General features: G+C 73.7%; 16 protein-coding genes and 3 pseudogenes. 8 read left to right on the top strand and 11 right to left on the bottom strand.

Translation table 11 applies throughout. From position 1 onward, the window contains the following. Window positions 1-31: 31 nt before the first annotated feature. On the top strand, window positions 32-658 hold the full coding sequence (locus tag F3L20_RS24945) for a TetR/AcrR family transcriptional regulator (RefSeq protein WP_150156246.1): 627 nt from the start codon (window positions 32-34) through the stop codon (window positions 656-658). A gap of 28 nt (window positions 659-686) precedes the next feature. Here F3L20_RS24945 and F3L20_RS24940 read toward each other — a convergent pair whose 3' ends face one another. Beyond that, complete coding sequence (locus F3L20_RS24940; protein ID WP_150156245.1) at window positions 687-1,559, bottom strand: glycerophosphodiester phosphodiesterase; 873 nt, start codon at window positions 1,557-1,559, stop codon at window positions 687-689. 239 nt (window positions 1,560-1,798) lie between these two features. Here F3L20_RS24940 and F3L20_RS24935 point away from each other — a divergent pair, with 239 nt between their 5' ends. Continuing rightward, a complete protein-coding gene (locus tag F3L20_RS24935) occupies window positions 1,799-2,533 on the top strand; it encodes a bifunctional DNA primase/polymerase (protein ID WP_150156244.1) in 735 nt (244 codons plus the stop codon). Between the two features lie 43 nt (window positions 2,534-2,576). On the opposite strand, the gene F3L20_RS24930 is transcribed toward F3L20_RS24935, so the two are convergent. The 3 genes and pseudogenes from F3L20_RS24930 to F3L20_RS24915 form a co-directional block, all read right to left on the bottom strand. Next, window positions 2,577-3,578 carry a hypothetical protein gene (locus F3L20_RS24930; RefSeq protein WP_150156243.1) on the bottom strand — a complete coding sequence of 334 codons (1,002 nt, stop codon included), beginning with the start codon at window positions 3,576-3,578 and terminating at the stop codon, window positions 2,577-2,579. After that, window positions 3,553-3,678: pseudogene (locus F3L20_RS34920) on the bottom strand (iron transporter); the annotation flags it as partial. The pseudogene F3L20_RS34920 and the gene F3L20_RS24930, both read right to left, overlap by 26 nt. Window positions 3,679-4,035: 357 nt before the next feature. Continuing rightward, window positions 4,036-5,199 carry a serine hydrolase domain-containing protein gene (locus F3L20_RS24915; RefSeq protein ID WP_150156242.1) on the bottom strand — a complete coding sequence of 388 codons (1,164 nt, stop codon included), beginning with the start codon at window positions 5,197-5,199 and terminating at the stop codon, window positions 4,036-4,038. A gap of 224 nt (window positions 5,200-5,423) precedes the next feature. On the opposite strand from F3L20_RS24915, the gene F3L20_RS24910 reads away from it, so the two are divergent. Continuing rightward, window positions 5,424-6,068 carry a PhzF family phenazine biosynthesis protein gene (locus F3L20_RS24910; RefSeq protein WP_150156241.1) on the top strand — a complete coding sequence of 215 codons (645 nt, stop codon included), beginning with the start codon at window positions 5,424-5,426 and terminating at the stop codon, window positions 6,066-6,068. A gap of 69 nt (window positions 6,069-6,137) precedes the next feature. Here F3L20_RS24910 and F3L20_RS24905 read toward each other — a convergent pair whose 3' ends face one another. After that, window positions 6,138-6,785 (bottom strand): heme oxygenase (biliverdin-producing), encoded by a 648-nt coding sequence (locus tag F3L20_RS24905; RefSeq protein ID WP_150156240.1) that lies wholly within the window; start codon window positions 6,783-6,785, stop codon window positions 6,138-6,140. Window positions 6,786-6,946: 161 nt separating this feature from the next. Next, the gene (gene map, locus F3L20_RS24900; protein WP_150156239.1) at window positions 6,947-7,804 is read right to left on the bottom strand and encodes a type I methionyl aminopeptidase; all 858 of its coding nucleotides are present in this window, start codon (window positions 7,802-7,804) and stop codon (window positions 6,947-6,949) included. Between the two features lie 59 nt (window positions 7,805-7,863). Between map and F3L20_RS24895 the strand changes: the two genes are divergently transcribed. After that, complete coding sequence (locus F3L20_RS24895; RefSeq protein WP_145825440.1) at window positions 7,864-8,091, top strand: hypothetical protein; 228 nt, start codon at window positions 7,864-7,866, stop codon at window positions 8,089-8,091. A gap of 12 nt (window positions 8,092-8,103) precedes the next feature. Here F3L20_RS24895 and F3L20_RS24890 read toward each other — a convergent pair whose 3' ends face one another. Further along, window positions 8,104-8,706, bottom strand: a complete 603-nt coding sequence (locus tag F3L20_RS24890; protein WP_150156238.1) for a hypothetical protein — start codon at window positions 8,704-8,706, stop codon at window positions 8,104-8,106. Between the two features lie 154 nt (window positions 8,707-8,860). On the opposite strand from F3L20_RS24890, the gene npdG reads away from it, so the two are divergent. Then, window positions 8,861-9,574 carry an NADPH-dependent F420 reductase gene (gene npdG / locus F3L20_RS24885; protein ID WP_150156237.1) on the top strand — a complete coding sequence of 238 codons (714 nt, stop codon included), beginning with the start codon at window positions 8,861-8,863 and terminating at the stop codon, window positions 9,572-9,574. A 54-nt stretch (window positions 9,575-9,628) separates the two neighbouring features. Beyond that, window positions 9,629-9,820 (top strand): hypothetical protein, encoded by a 192-nt coding sequence (locus tag F3L20_RS24880; protein WP_150156236.1) that lies wholly within the window; start codon window positions 9,629-9,631, stop codon window positions 9,818-9,820. 558 nt (window positions 9,821-10,378) lie between these two features. Here the strand turns inward: F3L20_RS24880 and F3L20_RS24875 are convergent. After that, window positions 10,379-11,173 carry a site-2 protease family protein gene (locus F3L20_RS24875; RefSeq protein ID WP_150156235.1) on the bottom strand — a complete coding sequence of 265 codons (795 nt, stop codon included), beginning with the start codon at window positions 11,171-11,173 and terminating at the stop codon, window positions 10,379-10,381. 161 nt (window positions 11,174-11,334) lie between these two features. On the opposite strand from F3L20_RS24875, the gene F3L20_RS24870 reads away from it, so the two are divergent. After that, window positions 11,335-14,613: a BTAD domain-containing putative transcriptional regulator gene (locus tag F3L20_RS24870; RefSeq protein WP_150156234.1), complete on the top strand. Its 3,279-nt coding sequence runs from the start codon at window positions 11,335-11,337 to the stop codon at window positions 14,611-14,613. Between the two features lie 26 nt (window positions 14,614-14,639). Here F3L20_RS24870 and F3L20_RS24865 read toward each other — a convergent pair whose 3' ends face one another. The 3 genes and pseudogenes from F3L20_RS24865 to panB form a co-directional block, all read right to left on the bottom strand. After that, entirely contained in the window at window positions 14,640-15,461 is an 822-nt protein-coding gene (locus F3L20_RS24865; RefSeq protein ID WP_150156233.1) for an ABC transporter permease, read from the bottom strand. After that, window positions 15,458-16,486 (bottom strand): ATP-binding cassette domain-containing protein, encoded by a 1,029-nt coding sequence (locus F3L20_RS24860; protein WP_206338820.1) that lies wholly within the window; start codon window positions 16,484-16,486, stop codon window positions 15,458-15,460. The genes F3L20_RS24865 and F3L20_RS24860 overlap by 4 nt, the downstream gene beginning before the upstream one ends. Before the next feature lie 210 nt (window positions 16,487-16,696). After that, window positions 16,697-17,571, bottom strand: a pseudogene (gene panB / locus F3L20_RS24855) (3-methyl-2-oxobutanoate hydroxymethyltransferase). A gap of 226 nt (window positions 17,572-17,797) precedes the next feature. Here panB and F3L20_RS24850 point away from each other — a divergent pair. Further along, window positions 17,798-19,398: pseudogene (locus F3L20_RS24850) on the top strand (MFS transporter). The last annotated feature ends 61 nt before the right edge of the window (window positions 19,399-19,459 follow it).

Raw genomic sequence — 19,459 nt, 5'->3', positions numbered from 1 at the left:
TGGCGTCTTGTCAACCTGATACGTTCGAGCCATGGCCCAGAACCAGTCCGCCCCCGACACCACGCGCCGCAGCGAGCGCTCCCGGCGCGCGATCTACGACGCCGCTCTCGCCCTCGTCGCCGAGGTGGGATACCCGAAGACCACCATCGAGGGCATCGCCTCCCGTGCCGGTGTCGGCAAGCAGACCATCTACCGCTGGTGGCCGTCGAAGGCGGACGTGCTGCTCGAGGCGTTCCTGGACCTGGCCGACCAGGCCGCCCGGGCCGCCGGGGCCGCCGACCGGCAGCCGTACGCCATCCCCGACACCGGCGACCTCGCCGCCGACCTCAAGGCCGTCCTGCGGGCCACGGTCGACGAGCTGCGCGACCCCGGCTTCGAGGCCCCCTCCCGCGCCCTGGCCGCCGAGGGCCTCGTCAACGAGGAACTCGGCCGGCGCTTCGTCGCCAAGCTGCTGGAACCGCAGCTCCAGCTCTACGTCGACCGGCTGCGCGCCGCCCAGGACACCGGGGACATCCGCGCCGACGTCGACCCGCGCATCGCGCTCGAACTCTTCGTCTCCCCCCTGGCCCAGCGCTGGCTGCAGCACACGGGCCCCATCAGCCACGACTACACCGACACCCTCGTCGATTACGCCCTCAACGGCCTCGCCCCCCGCTGATCCGGCTCCGGGAGGAGGCCGGCCCGCCTCAGCGCCCCGTCACCGCGCTCACCGGCCCCGGCACCCGCCACCGGTACCGGGCCAGCCGTCCCGGCGCGTCCGTGAGGACGCCGTCGCAGCCGAGGGCCAGGGCCCGGTCGCGCTGGGCCGGGGTGACGACGGTGTGCGCCCACACCCGCGGGACGCCCGAGCGCACCGCGCGCCGCACGTCGGCGTCCCGCGCCCGGATGTCGACGTCGAGCAGGTCGACCCAGGAGCGCCAGCGCTCGGGGCGGTCGCCGCGCATCTGGTCGGCCGAGCGCCACAACTGCGTCAGCAGACCCGCGCGGTGCACCCGCTCCGCGACCGCCGGGTCGTTGGTGTTGACGAACACCGAGCGGGTCAGACCCCGCGCCCGCAGCATCCCCGCCACCCGGTCGAGCCCGCCCGGGTCCTTCAGCTCCAGCATCAGCACGATCCGCCCGCCCAGCCGGTCCAGCACCTCCTCGACCGTCGGCGGCCGCTCCGACCGCCAGCTCCCCGGCAGCCGGTCGCGCGGACGCAGTCGTACGCCCTTCCACTCCCCGGCGTCCAGCCGGCGCACCTCGCCGCCCAGGAAGGTGGTGCGGTTCAGGGTCGCGTCGTGGAAGACCACCGGGGTGCCGTCCCGCAGCACCCGGGTGTCGAAGTCCAGCACTTGTGCCGTACCGCGCCGGTACGCCGCCATCAGTCCCGACATGCTGTTCTCCGGGACCTCCCGCGCCCCGCCCCGGTGGGCGACGTACGTCACCCGGGGGAGCGAGTCCACCGTCAGCGGGCCCTCGCCCCACTCCAGCGGGGGCGGACCGCCGTGCCCCGTGAGCGTCAGGGCGGCCAGGGACACCAGCGCGGCCGGTGCCGTCGACGCGATCCACATGACCATGCCGCCACGGTAGGTGCGCCCGTCCCGGCACGGCGTGCAAGGACACCCGGTCCGTCCGGCCGCCCGGGTGTCCGGTTCATCCCGGCGTGCGCATGTCCTGTTCGCCCCACCGGTCATCTCTCGCCCCGACGGATCACCCTCGTCCCACCTGCACTGATTGTGGGCTCCGGCCCCCCGATGCGCAGGAACGTGGGACCATGAGGCATGCTGGAGCGCACGACGGCGAGGCGAGGGGATAGATGAGCGCGGAGTTCGGCGGCCGGAGCGGCCGGCAGGGCAAACTCTCCCAGTGGCTGCGCGGACGCCGCCCGAAGCAGGTCGCCGGCGACGGCGGCCGTGAGGCCCTGCTGCTCGCCGCCGCCGACGCGGGACTGCCGCTCGCGCCCGCCGCGCACCCTTCCGGATACCGCTGCTCCTGCGACCGCGTGGGCTGCCCCACCCCCGCCCGGCACCCGGTGTCGTTCGCCTGGCAGACGCAGTCCACCACCGACCGCGGCCAGATCGAGCGCTGGGCCCGCCACCAGCCGCAGGCCAACTTCATCACCGCCACCGGCATGGTGAACGACGTCCTGGACGTCCCCCTCGACGCGGGCCGTGAGGCCCTCGGCCGGCTGCTGGAGGCCGGGGTCGAGACCGGCCCGGTCGCCGAGAGCGACGACGGCCGCATGCTGTTCTTCACCCTCACCCGCGGCACTCCCGAGGACGAGGACGAGTGGTGGCCCTGCGAGCTGGACTGCCATCCGGAGACCATGGACGAGCATCCCGGACTGCGCTGGCACTGCCGCGGCTCGTACGTCCTGGTACCGCCCGCCCGCCTGCCCGGCGACGACGACCCTTCGGTGCACTGGGTTCGCGGACCCGAGCATCCGCTCCCCGACCCGCTCAGCCTGCTGGAGTACCTCACGGACGCCTGCGCCCGGTACGCCGGCGAGCACACCGGCCCCGCCGAAGCCGCCTGGCCCCTGCGTCACTGACCCCGCGACCGCGCGCCCCGCACCTCCCGGACCGGACCCGCCGTCACTCGCCCTTCGCGGCCGTCAGCCCCTGGATCCGCCCCAGGACCTCCACCGGACCGTCCGCCGGGTCCAGCGCCACCTCGTTGGAGACGAACTCCATCGTCAGCGACTGCCGTATCTCCCCGCTGGTCAGCGCCAGCACGTCCTCGTTCGGTGTCGGCACCGACGCCCCCGCCGCCGCCGTCTGCTTCTCGAAGTGCCGCGTGGTGAAGAAGACCAGCGCCCCGCCGTCCGCGGTGCGCAGCGCCAGCGGCGCGTAGTCGCCGTTCACCATCGGCTCGTCGATGTACTGCGTGGCCAGACCCGGCCGCACCGACTGCTTCTGCCGGGTGTCCCGCCACCCGCTGGTGTGCGGGCCGTCCGCGAACCCGTCCCCGCCGTCCTTCAGATACGTGGCGTACTTCTCGCTCAACTCGCCGGGTGCGACGGCCACTTCTGTGGAGTTCGCGGGGACCGCCTCGGCCCAGCCGTCCTTGTCCGTCTTGAACTCCGGTATGTCGTCCGGGGAGACCAGCGTCAGGAACGCCACCTCCCAGGGATCGGCCAGGGCGTCACGGGTGAACACCAGCAGCCAGCGGACGTCACCGCCCTTGTTGGCGGCCGTGTCCGCGAGGAACCAGCGCGGCCAGCCCGCCTTCGCGGGGATGGTGAACTTCGCGTCCGTCAGCTCCAGCGGCGCGTGACGCGGGTTGCCGTCGGGGTGGTTGACCTTGCCCGCCTTCAGCCGCGCCCCGTCGATGTCGGCGAGCGCGCCGGTGGTGCGGTCGGCGTCCAGGGAGGCGTCGTACGCCTTGTCGGCCGCGTTGTACGCGGCCGTGAACTCCTCGAGCGCCTCGGCCGCTTCGGCGCGGGTGGCGGCCGGGAGCACCTCGCGCTCACCGTGCACCACCACACAGCCGCCCGCCGTCAGCGACAGAGCGGTCACGGACGCCGCCACCAGCACGCGGCGGGGCCCGCGGGGCCCGAGTCCCTGGAGCCTACGAAGGCCGAGATCCCTGCTCATCCGGTTCCTTCACCTTCCCCTTCCCGGAGGCGAACCCTACCGGGGCGCTCGCGGGCGCGGACGCCGGGACCGGGCACAGCGGCCACACCGTGACCTGAAGGCCCGCCCACCCGGGACGCCCGGGCGGCCGCCGCCGTCACCCCTCCGCACGGGAAACACCAGCACCCCCCCGAGCGCGGATGCGGCAGCACCTCGACGGGCTGGTCGTAGACCTCCGTCAGCAGGGCCGCCGTGAAGATCTCCCCGGGCGGGCCGTCCGCCGCGACACGGCCCGCCCGCAGCACCGCGAGCACCTTCGGCCAGGTCGCCTGGGCCGGCGAACCCAGCTGCCAGAAGGCGCTCTGGTGCTCAGTGAGCCACGGGGACGTGTGAGACGTCCCCCCGCCGGTGTCGCCACGCACCGGAAGGGGCGCCCTCTTCCCCCCCCGGGGGGCGCCCTTCCGCGTGCCGCCCGCTCTCAGCTCTCGAAGGCCGGCAGGGCGAAGCGCCGGACGAGCGGGAAGCCGTCCTCGCGGGCGCTCTTGGCGTTGACCGAGTAGACGACCGTGCGGGACAGGTCCCGGGTGGCCGCCAGCACCGTGTGGTAGCCAGGGCGGGAACCGGTCTTGCCCCAGATCTCCCGGCCGCCGATCACGTACCGCTCGAGCGCCATCCCGTAGGTGGCGCCGTCGACGCGGGGGACGGTGAGCATCTGGTCCAGCAGCGGCCGGGGGACCACCTTGCCGCCGAACAGGCCGAACACCAGCCGCTCCAGGTCGGCGGTGGTGGATATCATGTCCCCGGCCGCGAAGCGGTCGGACATGTTCCACTCGGTGACGTCGGTGGTCCGGCCGCCGATGTCGGCGTAGGCGCGGTGGTGCGGGCCGTGGATGCGGGGTCGGGCCCGCAGGGAACCCGGTGTGCCGCATGCGAGCGGGCGGAAGACCCGCACGGCGGCCTGGTGTGCGTAGCGGTCGCCGGTCACCTTCTCGATGAGCAGGCCGAGCACGGTGTAGTGGATGTTCCCGTACTCCTGCCGCTCGCCGGGACCGTACGCCGGTCCCTGGGCGACGGACGCGGCCACCACCTGCTCCGGGGTGAGGGTCTCGAAGCGGTGGGCGTACATCTCCTCGGTCGTCGACCCGAGGCTCGCGCCGGGACGCAGCCCGCTGGTGTAGGTGAGCAGATGACGCACCGTCGGGGGCTTGGTGAACGACGGCGGGAGCAGGCCGGGCAGGTAGCGGGTGACGGGGGCGTCGAGATCGACACGCTTCTCCGCGACGAGCTGGAGCACGACCGCCGCCGTGACCACCTTGGTGGTCGAGCCCGCCCGGAAGCGCGCGTGCGGCAGCGCGGGTGCCCCCGTGCGCAGGTCCCGGACACCCGCGCTGCCCGCCCAGTTCCCCTTGCCGCCGACCCGTATCAGGGCCGCGGAGACGTCCCCGTCGGGGATGCCGGTGAGCGCCTTCTCCAGCGCGGCCGGGTCGAACGCGCCGGTCCGGGGCGCGGTGTGCGCGGCCGTGACGGTCGCGGGGGCGGGCTGTGCGGCGGCCGTCCCGGCGAGGGGGACGAGCAGCAGGGAGGAGGCGAGCAAGGCGGAGGCGGCCGTGACGCGGGCGCGGGCGGTGGTGCGTGAGGTCATGGAAGGGCTCCGATCGCGGCGGTGGGTGCTGCGGACGGGACCATCCTGGTGATCAAGGACGGCGGCGGGATCGTACGCGGTGACGAGGGCCGCCCCTGAGCCGTCCCCGACGCGCCGGCCCGCTCCCTACGGGACATCCCGGGGCCGCACCCCCGAGAGGGGAGGGGAACGCGGGTCGTGGGCCGCCGGGGCGACGGGCGCGCGGACGGTGCTTGAATGCCCCCGTGACTGCTTACGACGTGCTGCGTGTCTCTTGCGGCCCCCGCGGCGGATACGGCAACGAGCTCGGTGTCGTCCGCGAGGGCTCGGTCATGCCCGGACGGGACGAACGCCAGGAGTTCGCCGCCAAACTCGGCTTCAGCGAGACCGTGTTCGTCGACGACCCCGAGCGCGGGGTGATCGACATCTACACCCCGACCTCCCGCCTGCCCTTCGCGGGCCACCCCTGCGTCGGCACCGCCTGGCTGCTGGACGTGCCCGAACTCGTCACCCCCGCCGGGGTCGTGGGCGCCCGGCAGGACGGCGAGTTCTGCTGGATCGAGGCGCGGGCGGAGTGGGTGCCGCCGCGCACCCTGCGGCAGTACGCCACCGCCGCCGAGGTGGACGGGCTCACCCTGCCCCCGAAGGGGGAGTGGATCTACGCCTGGGCCTGGCTCGACGAGCCGGCCGGACGGATCCGCGCCCGCGCCTTCCCCGGCCGGGACGACGGCATCGACGAGGACGAGGCGACGGGCGCCGCGGCGCTGCTGCTCACCGACCGGCTGGGCCGCGCCCTGAACATCACCCAGGGCATGGGCTCCCAGATCCTCACCGCACCCCAGCCGCACGGCTGGACGGAGGTCGGCGGCCGGGTCCGACTGGAGCGCTGACCCGCCGGCCGGGCGGCACCGTCGAGGATGCCGCCCGGTCACCGGCGTCCGGGAAGGGGTCCGCTCGCCTCACGCCGACAGCGGGAACTCCTCGCCCAGCGCGCGGAAGACCCTCGAGTTGAGGCCGAACGCCCGCTTGCACTCCGCCACGATGCGCTGCTTCTCCAGATCGTCCACCGGGACCCCGTCCAGCAGCTCGCGGTACTCGCGCTTGAACGCGGCCGGGTTGGAGACGCCCTCGAAGACGTAGAAGCGGACGCCGTCGCCCTTCCTGTCGAATCCCCAGGTCTTCTCCGCCTTGTCGCGGATGATCTGACCGCCCGAGAGGTCGCCCAGGTAACGGGTGTAGTGATGGGCGATGTATCCCGCCGGCCACTCGCGGGCGACCGTGGCGACCCGGTCCGCGTACTCCCGGGTGGCCGGCAGGGCGGTCAGCGTGGTGCGTCGGCGGGGGCCGCGCAGATGCTCCAGGTCCCGCTCCAGGGCGGACAGCCGGAACAGCTCCGGACGGATGAACGGGCCCGCCACCGGGTCCGACGCCAGGTCCCGCGCGCCGGACTCCAGTGCCTCGTACACGAACCAGAGCTGCTCGGTGTAGCGCGCGTAGGCGTCCACGCCCAGCCGTCCGCCCAGCAGATCGGTCATGAAGGTCGAGGTCTCCGCCTCCACGTGCTGCTCGTGCGACGCGGTGCGGATCAGGGTCGAGAAGGAGTCCATGGTCCGATCTTCTATGGTTAGGCTTACCTAAGTCAATGTCTTGCCGACATCATGTCGGGAACTTCGCCGGCCGCGCCCCGGGCACACGGCCCGGGTACGCGAAAGGCCCGCCCTCCCTGAGGAGAGCGGGCCCTGGACCTGCGGCGCGAGCGCGCCGGGCGTCACGGCAGCGTCAGGATGTCCGCCCCGGTCTCCGTGACCACCAGCGTGTGCTCGAACTGGGCCGTGCGCCTGCGGTCCTTCGTGACGACCGTCCAGCCGTCGTCCCACATGTCGTACTCGTGCGTCCCGAGCGTCAGCATCGGCTCGATGGTGAAGGTCATCCCCGGCTGCATGACCGTGGTCGCGTGGGGGCTGTCGTAGTGCGGGACGATCAGGCCCGAGTGGAAGGACGTGTTGATGCCGTGGCCGGTGAAGTCACGGACCACCCCGTAGCCGAACCGCTTCGCGTACGACTCGATCACCCGGCCGATGATGTTGATCTGCCGGCCCGGCCGCACCGCCTTGATCGCCCGGTTCAGCGACTCGCGGGTGCGCTCCACCAGCAGCCGGCTCTCCTCGTCCACCTCACCCACCAGGTACGTGGCGTTGTTGTCGCCGTGCACCCCGCCGATGTACGCGGTCACGTCGAGGTTGACGATGTCGCCGTCGCGCAGCACCGTCGAGTCCGGGATGCCGTGGCAGATGACCTCGTTGACCGACGTGCACAGGGACTTGGGGAAGCCGCGGTAGCCGAGTGTCGACGGGTAGGCGCCGTGGTCGCACATGTACTCGTGCGCCACCCGGTCCAGCTCGTCCGTCGTCACGCCGGGCGCGATGAGCTTCGCCGCCTCCTCCATCGCGCGGGCCGCGATCCGGCCGGCGGTCCGCATCGCCTCGACCGTCTCGGGCGTCTGCACCTCCGGGCCGGTGTACGGCGTGGGGGCGGGCTTGCCGACGTACTCGGGACGGCGGATGTTCCCGGGCACGGGGCGGGTGGGAGAGAGCTTCCCCGGTACGAGGAGTGACTGGCCAGACATGTGGCGAGTCTAATTCAGCGGCAATGGGGGACCATCTTCCGTGGCGAGAGGAGCCGGTCATGCCCCTGTTCAAGAAGCGCACGGTCGGAAAACCGGGCGAGTGGTACTACTGCCTGGAGCACAAGAAGGTCGAGGAGGGGCCCGAGTGCCCGGCCAAGGACCGCTTCGGTCCGTACGCGAGCCGCGCGGAGGCCGAGCACGCGATGGAGACGGCCCGCGAGCGCAACCTCCAGTGGGAGAACGACCCCGCGTGGCACGACGCGTCCAAGGGCCGGGACGAGGACTGAGCCCGCGGCCCGCTACCAGCGGGTCGGCGGCGGCGCGGTGAGCAGGTCCGCCAGCCGGGACAGCCGGTCCCGGAAGCGGCGCGGGCCCCGGCGGGCGGGCAGGGCGTTCTCCCCGGCCGCCGCGCTCACCAGGTGCTGCACGGTGTCCAGGTCCAGCTCGGAGCCGTCCGTGACGGGCAGCACCTCGTGGGCCATCGCCGGGAGCTCCCCCGTCTCCGGTCCCAGCGACAGCAGCGTCGCCCCGGCCCGCCGGGCGTCGGCCACCCGGTCGAGCAGCGCCCCGGGCGGCTCGTCGGGGGCCACCACCAGCAGCGTCTCGCCCCGCCGCGCCGCCTCCAGCCGCCCCAGGCCCACGGCCAGGTGGGCGGGGTCCGCGGGGCGCGCGTCGTGCCTCACCAGCGTCGGCGCCAGCTCCGGGGTGCCGGACCAGGCGGCCTCGTCCACCAGGTGCGCCGCCAGATGCCACGGCTCGTACTCCGGGGTGCCCACGAGCAGCAGCCCGCCGCCGTGCGACACCACCTGCGCGCGCAGGGTCCCCGCGAAGTGCCGGGTCGCACCCAGCCACTCCGTCCCGGCGAGCACTTCCCTCAGCAGCGCGACCCGTACGGCATCCATGCCGCCGCATCCTGCCCCCAACGGGGTGCCCGCGTCCCGGTGTTCGGCGCTGATTCGCCCGCCTTGGGGACACCGGAGGGCGGGCGCGGCCGGGGGCCCCGACGGGCCCCGGGCCCGGCCGGTGGGGAAGGCCCTCCGCACGTAGAGTCGGGCCATGACCTCTACCGACAGTGCACAGCAGCCCGCGAAGGCCCCCGCCAAGGACCCCTGGGACCTGCCCGACGTCTCCGGCCTCGTCGTCGGCGTGCTCGGCGGCACCGGACCGCAGGGCAAGGGCCTCGCCTACCGGCTCGCCAAGGCCGGCCAGAAGGTGATCATCGGGTCCCGCGCCGCCGAGCGGGCCGAGGCCGCCGCCGAGGAGCTCGGCCACGGCGTCGAGGGCGCCGACAACGCCGAGACCGCCCGGCGCAGCGACGTCGTGATCGTCGCCGTGCCCTGGGACGGCCACGGCAAGACCCTGGAGTCCCTGCGCGAGGAGCTGGCCGGCAAGCTCGTCGTCGACTGCGTCAACCCGCTCGGCTTCGACAAGCAGGGCGCCTACGCGCTGAAGCCGGAGGAGGGCAGCGCCGCCCAGCAGGCCGCCGCGCTGCTGCCGGACTCCCGCGTCACCGCCGCGTTCCACCATCTGTCGGCCGTGCTGCTGCAGGACCCGGAGATCGACGAGATCGACACCGACGTGATGGTGCTCGGAGAGGTCCGCGCCGACGTGGAGATCGTCCAGGCGCTGGCCGGGCGCATCCCGGGCATGCGGGGCATCTTCGCCGGGCGGCTGCGCAACGCGCACCAGGTGGAGTCGCTGGTCGCCAACCTGATCTCGGTCAACCGCCGCTACAAGGCGCACGCCGGGCTCCGGGTCACGGACGTATGAGGCGATGGGGGACACTGGAGCGGTAGCAGTGTCCCCCGACAGGAAGTCCCCGCCATGCCCCGCCTCGCCGTCTACGCCCTCGTCGTGTGCCTCCTCGCCGTCGCCGCGGCCGTCGTCTCCTTCGTGGAGGGCAGCGTGCTCATCGGCACCGTCTGGGTCCTCCTGGCGGGCCTGTCCTCCAACATGACCTGGTACTACCTGAAGCGAGGCCGGGCCTCCGCAACCGGCACCCCGACCACCGACTGACCCCGCCCCTCCAGGGGCGCGGGGAGCCATAGGCAGCGTTGGGGCAGCGCCCTCAAGGGGCGCGGGGAACTGCGCGCCCGGCCCCCACCGGCCCGCACCCGGCGTGCGACAGCCCCCGGCACCCCGGTGGCCGCAAGGCCCGCTGGGCGACCTGGCGCTGCGAGGTGCCGCCCGAGCGGCACGACTGCCCGCAGGCTGGGCGGGCCGCCGCCCCCAGCGGCGCGGGGCTGCGGGCAGGGGACAGGGCAGCATCCCTCAGGGGCGGGGAACTGCGCGCCCGGCCCCACCGGCCCGCACCCGGCGTGCGACAGCCCCCGGCACCCCGGTGGCCGCAAGGCCCGCTGGGCGACCTGGCGCTGCGAGGTGCCGCCCGAGCGGCACGACTGCCCGCAGGCTGGGCGGGCCGCCGCCCCCAGCGGCGCGGGCTGCGGGCAGGGACAGGGCAGCATCCCTCAGGGGCGCGGGGAACTGCGCGCCCGGCCCCCACCGGCCCGCACCCGGCGTGCGACAGCCCCCGGCACCCCGGTGGCCGCAAGGCGGCGCCGAAACCCCTCCCCCTCACACCGCGCAGATGTCGCCGGTGTCCTGCCAGAAGCGGAAGAGGTCGAAGCCGCAGTATCTGTCGATCTCCTCGACGCACAGAACGCGCAGCACCGCGTCGACCCCGTCGAAGAAGACACCGTTCACGGACGGCACCCACAGCAGTGCGAAGACGAACAGCAGGCCGAACGGGGCGAACGGCTCCACCTGACGGCGGACGTCCCGCGACAGCCACGGCTCGATCACGCCGTAGCCGTCCAGCCCCGGCACCGGCAGGAAGTTCAGGATCGCGGCCGTCACCTGGAGCAGCGCGAGGAAGCCCAGCGCGTACCGGAAGGCGGGCGGCACGCCGTCCAGCGCGCCCAGCCAGAACGGCGCCGTGCACACCACCGCGAACAGCACGTTGGTCAGCGGGCCCGCCGCCGAGATCAGGCTGTGCCGCCAGCGGCCCCGGATCCGGCCCCGGTCGATGAACACCGCCCCGCCCGGCAGCCCGATCCCGCCCATGATCACGAAGACCACGGGGAGCACGATGCTCAGCAGGGCGTGGGTGTACTTCATCGGGTTCAGCGTGAGATAGCCCTTCGCGCCGACCGAGACATCCCCGCTGTGCAGGGCGGTGCGCGCGTGCGCGTACTCGTGCAGGCACAGGGAGACGATCCACGCGGACGTCACGAACAGGAACACCGCGACGCCCGGCACGTCCGAGAACCCGGTCCAGGTGGCCCAGCCGGTGACCGCCGCCACGGCCATGATGCCCAGGAAGACGGGGCTGACCCTGCGGTCGCCGGGACGGGTGGCGGCGGTGGTCATGGGGCTCCCAGGGCTTGCGTGACCGGGCGGGGGCGCCCGGGCGTCTGCCCGACCGTACCGGGCACGCCGGGAAAACGTTTCGCACGGGCAGCCGGTTCCGTGCAAGGTGGGGGCGCCCCTGACGCCGGGCCGCCTCACCGCCGCGGCCGGCACCGGAGAGAATGGACCCCGTGCGCTACCGCATCCTCGGCACCACCCAGGCAGTCCGCCCCGACGGCACCGTCGTCCCCGTTGGCGGGGCACGGCTGCGTGCCCTGCTGACCGTGCTCGCCCTGCGGCCCGGCCGCACCGTGCCCGTCGGCCTGCTGGTCGAGGAGGTCTGGGACGGCGACCCGCCCGCCGACGCCACCGGCGCGGTACAGGCCCTGGTCGGACGGCTGCGCCGGGTGCTGGGCGCCGACGCGGTCGCCTCCGTCGACGGCGGCTATCGGCTCACCGCCGCCCCCGACGACGTCGACCTGCACCGTTTCGAGCGGCTGGCCGGCGAGGGCCTGCGCGCCCTGTCCGACGGCGACCCCGCCAAGGCGGCCGCCCTGCTCGACGACGCCCTCGCCCTGTGGCGCGGCGGCCCCGCGCTGGCCGGCCTGCCCGACCGCACCGCCGAGGCGGCCCGCGTCGAGACCCGCCACCTGGACGTGCTGCGCGCCCGGCACACCGCCGCCCTGGCCCTCGGCGACGCCGAACCGTCCCTGCCCGAACTGACCGCCCTGTGCGACAGCCACCCCCTCGACGAACCCCTCCAGGCGCTGCGGCTGCGCGCCCTGCGCGACACCGGCCGCACCGCCGAGGCGCTCCACGCCTACGAGGAGGTGCGCCGCCTGCTCGCCGACCGGCTCGGCTCCGACCCCGGCGCCGAACTGCGCGCCCTGCACGCCGAGCTGCTCACCCCCGGGCCGGTCCGGCCGCCCGAGCGGCAGGCGGGCGGACCGCCCGGCAACCTGCGCGCCCGGCTGACCTCGTTCGTCGGCCGGGAGAGCGACATCGAGGCGATCCGCTCGGACCTGACCGCCGCCCGCCTGGTCACGCTCCTCGGACCGGGCGGGGCGGGCAAGACCCGGCTGTCGCAGGAGGCCGGCGAGACCGTACGCGCCGCCCACCCCGACGGCGTGTGGCTGGCCGAGCTGGCCCCCGTGGACGACCCCGACGCGGTGCCCGAGGCGGTCCTCACCGCCGTCGGCGCCCGCCAGACCGTGCTGTACGGCGCCGGCGCGGAGAGCATGCGGGCCGTCACCGAGCGGCACAGCGCCCCCGTGGAACGGCTCGCCGAGCACTGCGGGCCCCGCCGCATGCTGCTGATCCTCGACAACTGCGAACACGTCGTCGAGGCCGCCGCCCGGCTCGTGGAGACCCTCCTCGAACGCTGCCCCGGCCTCACCGTGCTCGCCACCAGCCGTGAACCGCTGAACGTGCGGGGCGAGTTGCTGCGCCCGGTGGAACCGCTGCCCGAACCGGTCGCGCTGCGCCTGCTGGCCGAGCGCGGGGCCGCCGCCCGCCCCGGCTTCCGTACCGACGACGACCCCGAGGCGTGCGCCGAGATCTGCCACCGCCTCGACGGTCTGCCGCTCGCCATCGAACTCGCCGCCGCCCGGCTGCGGATGCTCACCCCGCGCCAGATCGCCGACCGGCTCGACGACCGCTTCCGGCTCCTCACCTCCGGCAGCCGCACCGCGCTGCCCCGGCAGCAGACTCTGCGGGCCGTCGTCGACTGGTCCTGGGACCTGCTCGACACCGGCGAACGCGACGTGCTGTGCCGTCTGTCGGTCTTCGCGGGCGGCTGCGACCTCACCGCCGCCGAGGCCGTGTGCGGACCGGCCGCCCTGGACGCGCTCGGCTCCCTCGTCGACAAGTCGCTGGTGGTGGCCGCCCCGTCGGGTGACGGCGGGATGCGCTACCGGCTCCTGGAGACCGTCGCCGAGTACGCGGCCGAACGCCTCGACGAGACCGGATGGCGCGCCGACGCCGAGCGGGCGCACCTGACGTACTACCGCGAACTGGCCCGCACCACCGAGCCGGTGCTGCGCGGCCCCCGCCAGCCGGAGGCCATCGCCCGGCTGGAGCGGGAGTACGAGAACATCCGCACGGCCCTGCGTCACGCCGTCGCCCTGCGCGACGAGCAGGAGGCCCTGTGCATCACCCTGTCCCTGGTCTGGTACTGGCAGATGCGCGACCTGCGCATCGAGGCCCGCAACTGGTGCACCGAGGTCATGGCCCTCGCCCCCGACCCCTTCACCGAACCCGTGCGGCCGGCCGCCCCGCTGTGGGAGCGCTGCACCGACTCGCCGCCCCCGATGAACGGTGAACTCCTCGCCGAGGCCCGCCGCGGGGTGCACCTGGCCCATCTCGCCCAGATGGACACCGAGCTGGACGACTGGCAGACCCCCCGGGCCCAGCACAAGCTGCGTCTGATCGCCGCGACCTACACCCCGGGCCTGCCGCAGGTCTGCCGTCCGCCCGGCCTGCTGTGGACGTTCGCCGTGATGCTCACCGGTGACATGGTCCGGCTGCGCGAGGTGGTGGACGCGGCGATCCGCACCTGCCGGGAGAACCCCGGCTTCGAGTGGGAGCTGGCCTGCAACCTCCAGCTGCGCGCCAACTTCCTCGCCAACCGCAGCGACTGGGCCGGCGACGCCCGCCGGGACGCCGACGAGGCCCTGGAGATCCACCGCGGGCTCGGCGACACCTGGGGCATCGCCGAGGCGCTCTCGGCGCGCGGCGAGGCCCGCGAACGCGCGGGCGCCTACCGGGAGGCCGCCGCCGACTACGAGGCGGCCATCGAGCACGCCGAACGCCTCGGCGCCCGCTCCCACTCGGCGGTGCTCACCGCCCGGCTGGGCGACGTGCTGCTGGAGGCGGGGGACACCGAGCGGGGCGAACGGCTGCTGCGCGAGGTCATCGACAGCACCCGCGGACGGCACCTCGAGGCGCTGCCCGCCGCCCGGCTCTTCCTGATCGGGTGGCTCTGCGTGACCGGCCGCACGGCGGAGGCCCGCGAGCATCTGCGGGCGCTGCGCGCGGAGTTCCGCATCGCGCACTACGTCGTCTTCGACGCGTTCATCCTCGGCGCCGAGGCCTATCTGGAGGTGGCCGAGGGCAACGACGAGCGAGGACTCGACATCACCCGGCAGGCGATCCGGCAGGCGAGCGACCCGCTGTCCGCCGCCATGGCCCCGCACATGCGCGCCGCGTACGTCGTCCTGGGCGCCGTCGCCCTCGCCGGACTCGACGGGGGCCGGCACGCCCGGGACGCGGCCCGCTGCCTCGGCGCCGCCGCCTCCTGGCTGCCGGCGGAGCACCACGCGGGCCTGGTGGAGCGCACGGTGCGCACCCGCGCCGAGGCCCGGATCCGTGAGGTGCTCGACCAGGAGGCGTTCGAGGCCGCGTACGCCGAGGGCGACGGCCTCTCCCCGGAGGAGGCCGTCGCCCTGCTCGATCCGGCGTGACCGGGCCCCCGCACGGCGGCGGACGATCAGGTCTTCGTACGGAACTTGTGGATCGCGACCGGCGCCATCACCGCCGTGATCCCGACGGACCACGCCAGCACCATCCACAGGTCGTGGGCGACCGGACCGCCCACCATCAGCCCGCGGGCGGAGTCGGCCAGCGCGGACAGCGGGTTGTACTCGGTGAAGTTCTGCAGCCAGCCCGGCATGGACCGGGTCGGCGCGAAGATGGACGAGCCGAACTGCAGCGGCATCAGCACCAGGAAGCCCATCGCCTGCACCGACTGCGCGTTCTTCATCACCACACCCAGCGTGAGGAAGATCCACATCAGGGCCGACCCGAACACCGTGGACAGGCCCACGGCGGCGAACAGCCCCGGCCAGTGGGTGATGTCGAAGCCGACCAGCACCCCGACGACCAGCAGGATCGTGGTGGCGATCAGCATGCGCACCAGCTCGACCGAGATCTTCGCGAACAGCACCGAGCCGCGCCCGATGGGCAGCGACCGGAAGCGGTCCATGACCCCGGTGTTGAAGTCCTGGTTGAACCCGGTGCCCACGCCCTGGGCCATGTTCATGCCCATCATGGCCATCAGGCCGGGCACGATGTACTGCACGTAGGCGTCCTGGCCGCCGCCCAGCGACTGCCCGATCGAGCCGCCGAAGACGTAGACGAACAGCAGGGTGAAGACGACCGGGAAGAGCACGGCGTCGAACATCGACTCCGGGTCCTGCCGGATCCACAGCAGGTTGCGGCGCACGAGCGCGCCGGTGTGGCGCAGATGGGCCCGCGGCGAGATCCGCGCGTCCGTGCGGACGCCGGCGGGAGCGGCGGTGGCGGCACTCATACGGCGACGACCTCCTCGGACGTGGTGGCGGGCAGGGGGTCCTGCGGGGAACTGGCGCGGTGTCCGGTGAGGGACAGGAACACCTCGTCCAGGCTGGGCAGTTCGGTGGTGAGGGAGTTGAGGGTGATCCCGCGGGCGGTGACCGCGCCGACCACGGCGGTGAGCTGTTCGTCACTGAGCACGGGGACCAGCACCGCGCCCCGTTCGGCGTCCACGGTGGTGCCGGCGAGCCCGGTGATGCCCAGCCCGTCCAGGGCGGCCGCGAGCGGGCGCAGCTGGAGCGGGTCGGCCGGGCGGATACGCAGCGTGCGGCCGCCGACCTTGGCCTTCAGCGCCTCGATGCCGCCGCTCGCGATCACCTTGCCGCGGTCCACCACGGTCAGCTCGGAGGCGAGCTGCTCGGCCTCTTCCATGTACTGGGTGGTCAGCAGCACCGTCACCCCGTCGCCGACCAGCCGCTTGACCTCGTCCCACACCTCGTTGCGGGTGCGCGGGTCGAGGCCGGTGGTGGGCTCGTCCAGGTACAGCACGGCCGGGCGGCCGATCATGGAGGCCGCCAGGTCGAGCCGGCGGCGCATCCCGCCGGAGTAGGTGCCCGCCGGGCGCCGGGCGGCCTCGGTGAGCGAGAACCGCTCCAGCAGCCCGTCGGCGCGGGACCGCGCCTCCTTGCGGGGCAGGTCCAGCAGCCGACCGATCAGATACAGGTTCTCCCAGCCGGAGAGCTTCTCGTCCACGGAGGCGTACTGCCCGGTCAGCCCGATCACCCGGCGCAGCTGCCGGGGCTGGCGGACCACGTCGTACCCGGCGACGGTGGCGTGGCCCGCGGTCGGTGCGAGCAGCGTGGACAGGACGCGCACCAGCGTGGTCTTGCCGGCCCCGTTCGGCCCGAGCACCCCCATCACGGTTCCCTCGGCCACGTCCAGGTCGACACCGTCCAGGGCCTTGGTCTCCCCGTAGTGCTTGACCAGTCCCCGCACGGTCACGGCGCTTCCCGCGCCCCCCGTTCCCTTGTCGTTTCGCGTCATGGCCCAGACGATTCCAGCGGCCACCGACAAAGCCCCGACATCCCGCCGACAGCCCTGCCGACATCCCGCCGACACCGCGTGCCGCCGGTGCGGGGACCGGCCCCGGGCAAGGCGACGGCCCGCCGACGGGGGAAGATCGGCGGGCCGTCGTGGTGGTGCGGCAGTGGCTCACAGGGTGTACGGCAGTGGCTCACGGCACCCGGGCACGGGTCAGTGCACGGAGTGCTCCTCCTGCGGGAAGGACCCGGCGACCACGTCCTCGGCGAACGCCTTGGCCGCCCCGGTCATCACGTCCCGCAGGTTCGCGTACTGCTTGACGAACTTCGGCACCCGCCGCCGGTCAGCCCGAGCATGTCGGTCCACACCAGCACCTGGGCGTCGGTCTCCGGGCCCGCGCCGATCCCGACGGTCGGGATGTGCAGCGTCCGGGTGACCTCGGCGGCCAGCTCGGCCGGCACCAGCTCCAGCACGACCGCGAAGGCGCCCGCGTCCTGGACGGCCTTGGCGTCCCGCAGCAACTGCTGCGCGGCCTCCTCACCGCGGCCCTGCACCCGGTAGCCCATGGCGTTCACCGACTGCGGGGTCAGCCCGATGTGGGCCATCACGGGGATGCCGGACTCCACCAGCAGCTCGATCTGCCGGTGCGAGCGCTCGCCGCCCTCCAGCTTCACGGCGCCCACCCCGGCCTCCTTCACCAGCCGGGTCGCCGAGCGCAGCGCCTGCACCGGACCCTCCTGGTAGGAGCCGAACGGCAGGTCGCCGACGATCAGGGCGCGCGAGGTGCCCCGGACGACGGCGCCGGCCAGCATCGTCATCTCGTCGAGGGTGACGGGCACGGTGGTCTCGTACCCGAGGTGGCAGTTGCCCGCGGAGTCGCCGACGAGCATCACCGGGATGCCGGCCTCGTCGAACACGGACGCGGTCATCGCGTCGTACGCGGTGAGCATGGGCCACTTCTCGCCCCGCTCCTTGGCGAGCGCGATGTCGCGGACAGTGATGCGGCGTGTGCCCTTGCCTCCGTACAGCGTCTTGCCGCCGGAGGAGGAACCGGGCGTCCCGGTCTGGGCAGCCGAAAGCTGCGTCATGGATCCGTCTCCCAACACGTCATCTCGAGGCGCCCTGACGGCGTCCCCGGACCACGTCCATGGTGGCACCTCCGCCGGAAGAGGGCCAGAGGCCCCCCGGTGAGCTCCGCCCCGCCGTGGCGCGCCGCTGAGGAGAGGGCCGTGCGGTGCAATGTCGGGGCAAGGTCTCGGCAAAGCCTTTCCGATACGAGACGGTACCGTATCGGAAATCGTTAGGGTGGACCCCATGACTTCTCCTGCCGCCCCCGCCCGCCGTGTCCCGGAGGCCGTCCACCGGCGCCGCTGGGCGATCCTCGGCGTGCTGATGCTGAGCCTGCTGATCGTCGTCCTGGACAACTCGATCCTGAACGTCGCCATCAAGACGATCTCGACGCCCGCCCCCACCGGTCTTGGCGCCACGCAGAGCCAGCTGGAGTGGGCGATCAACTCCTACACCCTGGTCTTCGCGGGCCTGCTGTTCACCGCGGGCCTCCTCGGCGACCGGCTCGGCCGCAAGAAGGTGCTGGTCGGCGGGCTCGCCGTGTTCGGCATCGGCTCGGCGCTCGCCGCGTTCTCCGGCACCCCGGCCGAGCTGATCGGCTTCCGCGCGGTGATGGGCCTGGGCGCCGCGTTCGTCATGCCGGCCACCCTCGCGGTGCTGATGAACGTCTTCGAGCGCGACGAGCAGCCCAAGGCCATCGGCATCTGGGCGGGCGGCGTCGGCCTCGCCATCGCCGTCGGGCCGATCACCGGCGGACTGCTGCTCGAGCACTTCTGGTGGGGCTCGGTCTTCCTGGTGAACGTCCCCATCGTGGTCCTCGGCATCGGCCTGATGCTGTGGCTGGTGCCCGACTCCCGGGACCCGGCCCCGGGCCGGATCGACCCGCTGGGCGTCGTGCTGTCCGTGGCCGGCCTGGTCCTGCTGGTCTACGGCATCATCAAGGGCGGCCAGCTCGCCGACTTCGGCGACCCCGTCGTGCTCGGCGCCATCGGCGGCGGACTCGCCGTGCTCGCCGCGTTCGTGATCGCCGAGAAGCGCAGCGACCACCCGTCCATCGACATGGGCTACTTCAGGAACAAGGTGTTCTCGGCGGCGATCGTCGCCATCGCCCTGGTGTTCTTCGCGCTGATGGGCGTGACCTTCTTCGCGGTCTTCTACACCCAGAGCGTGCGCGGCTACTCGCCGCTGGAGACGGGCCTGCTGATGCTGCCCCTGGCCGCCGCGCAGATGGTCTTCGCCCCGCGCGCCCGGCTGCTGGTGGACCGCTTCGGCAACAAGGCCACCACCACCGCGGGACTCGTGGTCCTCGCGGCGATGCTGGCCGCGTTCGCCGTGCTGGACCGCGACACCCCGATCTGGCTCCTCGAAGTGATCTTCTTCCTGATGGGCGCCGGCATGGCGCACGTGATGACTCCGGTCAGCGTCGTCATCATGCAGGCCCTGCCCCGCGAGAAGGCCGGCTCCGCCTCCGCGCTCAGCAACACCTTCCGCCAGGTCGGCGGCGCCCTCGGCATCGCCGTCCTCGGCTCGGTGCTGTCCACCGCCTACCGCGGCGCCGTCCAGGACGACCTCGCGGTGCTGCCGCCGGCCGCCCGGCACGCCGCCGGCGAGTCCATCGAGGCCACGCTGGCCGTCGCGGAGCGGCTCGGCCGCGCGCCGACGCCCTCGTCGACGCGGCCGACAGCGCCTTCCTGCACGCCATGCACGTCACGGCGCTGTGGGGCGCCGGTGTCGCGGTGCTCGGCGCGGTCGTCGTCGCCGTGTTCCTGCCCGGCCGCACGGCGAACCCCTCGGGCGAGGACGAGGAACAGCGGCTGGTGTCCACGGCGGAGTCCACCGGGGACTGACACCCCGGGCCCGGGGAGTCCGCGGGGGGGAGAGAGAGGGAGCAGGGACCGAAAACCTCCG

The sequence above is a fragment of the Streptomyces tendae genome (genome assembly GCF_008632955.1).
Classification (GTDB): Bacteria; Actinomycetota; Actinomycetes; order Streptomycetales; family Streptomycetaceae; genus Streptomyces.
Note: the sequence above shows the minus strand (reverse complement) of the source record. Positions and strands in the feature narration are given on the sequence as shown.

Excerpts from the sequence above, each read along its gene's own strand:
- F3L20_RS24895 (WP_145825440.1), top strand. The coding sequence starts at position 7,864 with ATGCCCCTGTTCAAGAAGCGCACGGTCGGAAAACCGGGCGAGTGGTAC.
- F3L20_RS24870 (WP_150156234.1), top strand. The coding sequence starts at position 11,335 with ATGGACCCCGTGCGCTACCGCATCCTCGGCACCACCCAGGCAGTCCGC.
- F3L20_RS24880 (WP_150156236.1), top strand. The coding sequence starts at position 9,629 with ATGCCCCGCCTCGCCGTCTACGCCCTCGTCGTGTGCCTCCTCGCCGTC.
- F3L20_RS24915 (WP_150156242.1), bottom strand. The coding sequence starts at position 5,199 with ATGACCTCACGCACCACCGCCCGCGCCCGCGTCACGGCCGCCTCCGCC.
- F3L20_RS24940 (WP_150156245.1), bottom strand. The coding sequence starts at position 1,559 with ATGGTCATGTGGATCGCGTCGACGGCACCGGCCGCGCTGGTGTCCCTG.
- map (WP_150156239.1), bottom strand. The coding sequence starts at position 7,804 with ATGTCTGGCCAGTCACTCCTCGTACCGGGGAAGCTCTCTCCCACCCGC.
- F3L20_RS24930 (WP_150156243.1), bottom strand. The coding sequence starts at position 3,578 with ATGAGCAGGGATCTCGGCCTTCGTAGGCTCCAGGGACTCGGGCCCCGC.
- npdG (WP_150156237.1), top strand. The coding sequence starts at position 8,861 with ATGACCTCTACCGACAGTGCACAGCAGCCCGCGAAGGCCCCCGCCAAG.
- F3L20_RS24865 (WP_150156233.1), bottom strand. The coding sequence starts at position 15,461 with ATGAGTGCCGCCACCGCCGCTCCCGCCGGCGTCCGCACGGACGCGCGG.
- F3L20_RS24905 (WP_150156240.1), bottom strand. The coding sequence starts at position 6,785 with ATGGACTCCTTCTCGACCCTGATCCGCACCGCGTCGCACGAGCAGCAC.
- F3L20_RS24945 (WP_150156246.1), top strand. The coding sequence starts at position 32 with ATGGCCCAGAACCAGTCCGCCCCCGACACCACGCGCCGCAGCGAGCGC.
- F3L20_RS24935 (WP_150156244.1), top strand. The coding sequence starts at position 1,799 with ATGAGCGCGGAGTTCGGCGGCCGGAGCGGCCGGCAGGGCAAACTCTCC.
- F3L20_RS24890 (WP_150156238.1), bottom strand. The coding sequence starts at position 8,706 with ATGGATGCCGTACGGGTCGCGCTGCTGAGGGAAGTGCTCGCCGGGACG.
- F3L20_RS24860 (WP_206338820.1), bottom strand. The coding sequence starts at position 16,486 with ATGACGCGAAACGACAAGGGAACGGGGGGCGCGGGAAGCGCCGTGACC.
- F3L20_RS24875 (WP_150156235.1), bottom strand. The coding sequence starts at position 11,173 with ATGACCACCGCCGCCACCCGTCCCGGCGACCGCAGGGTCAGCCCCGTC.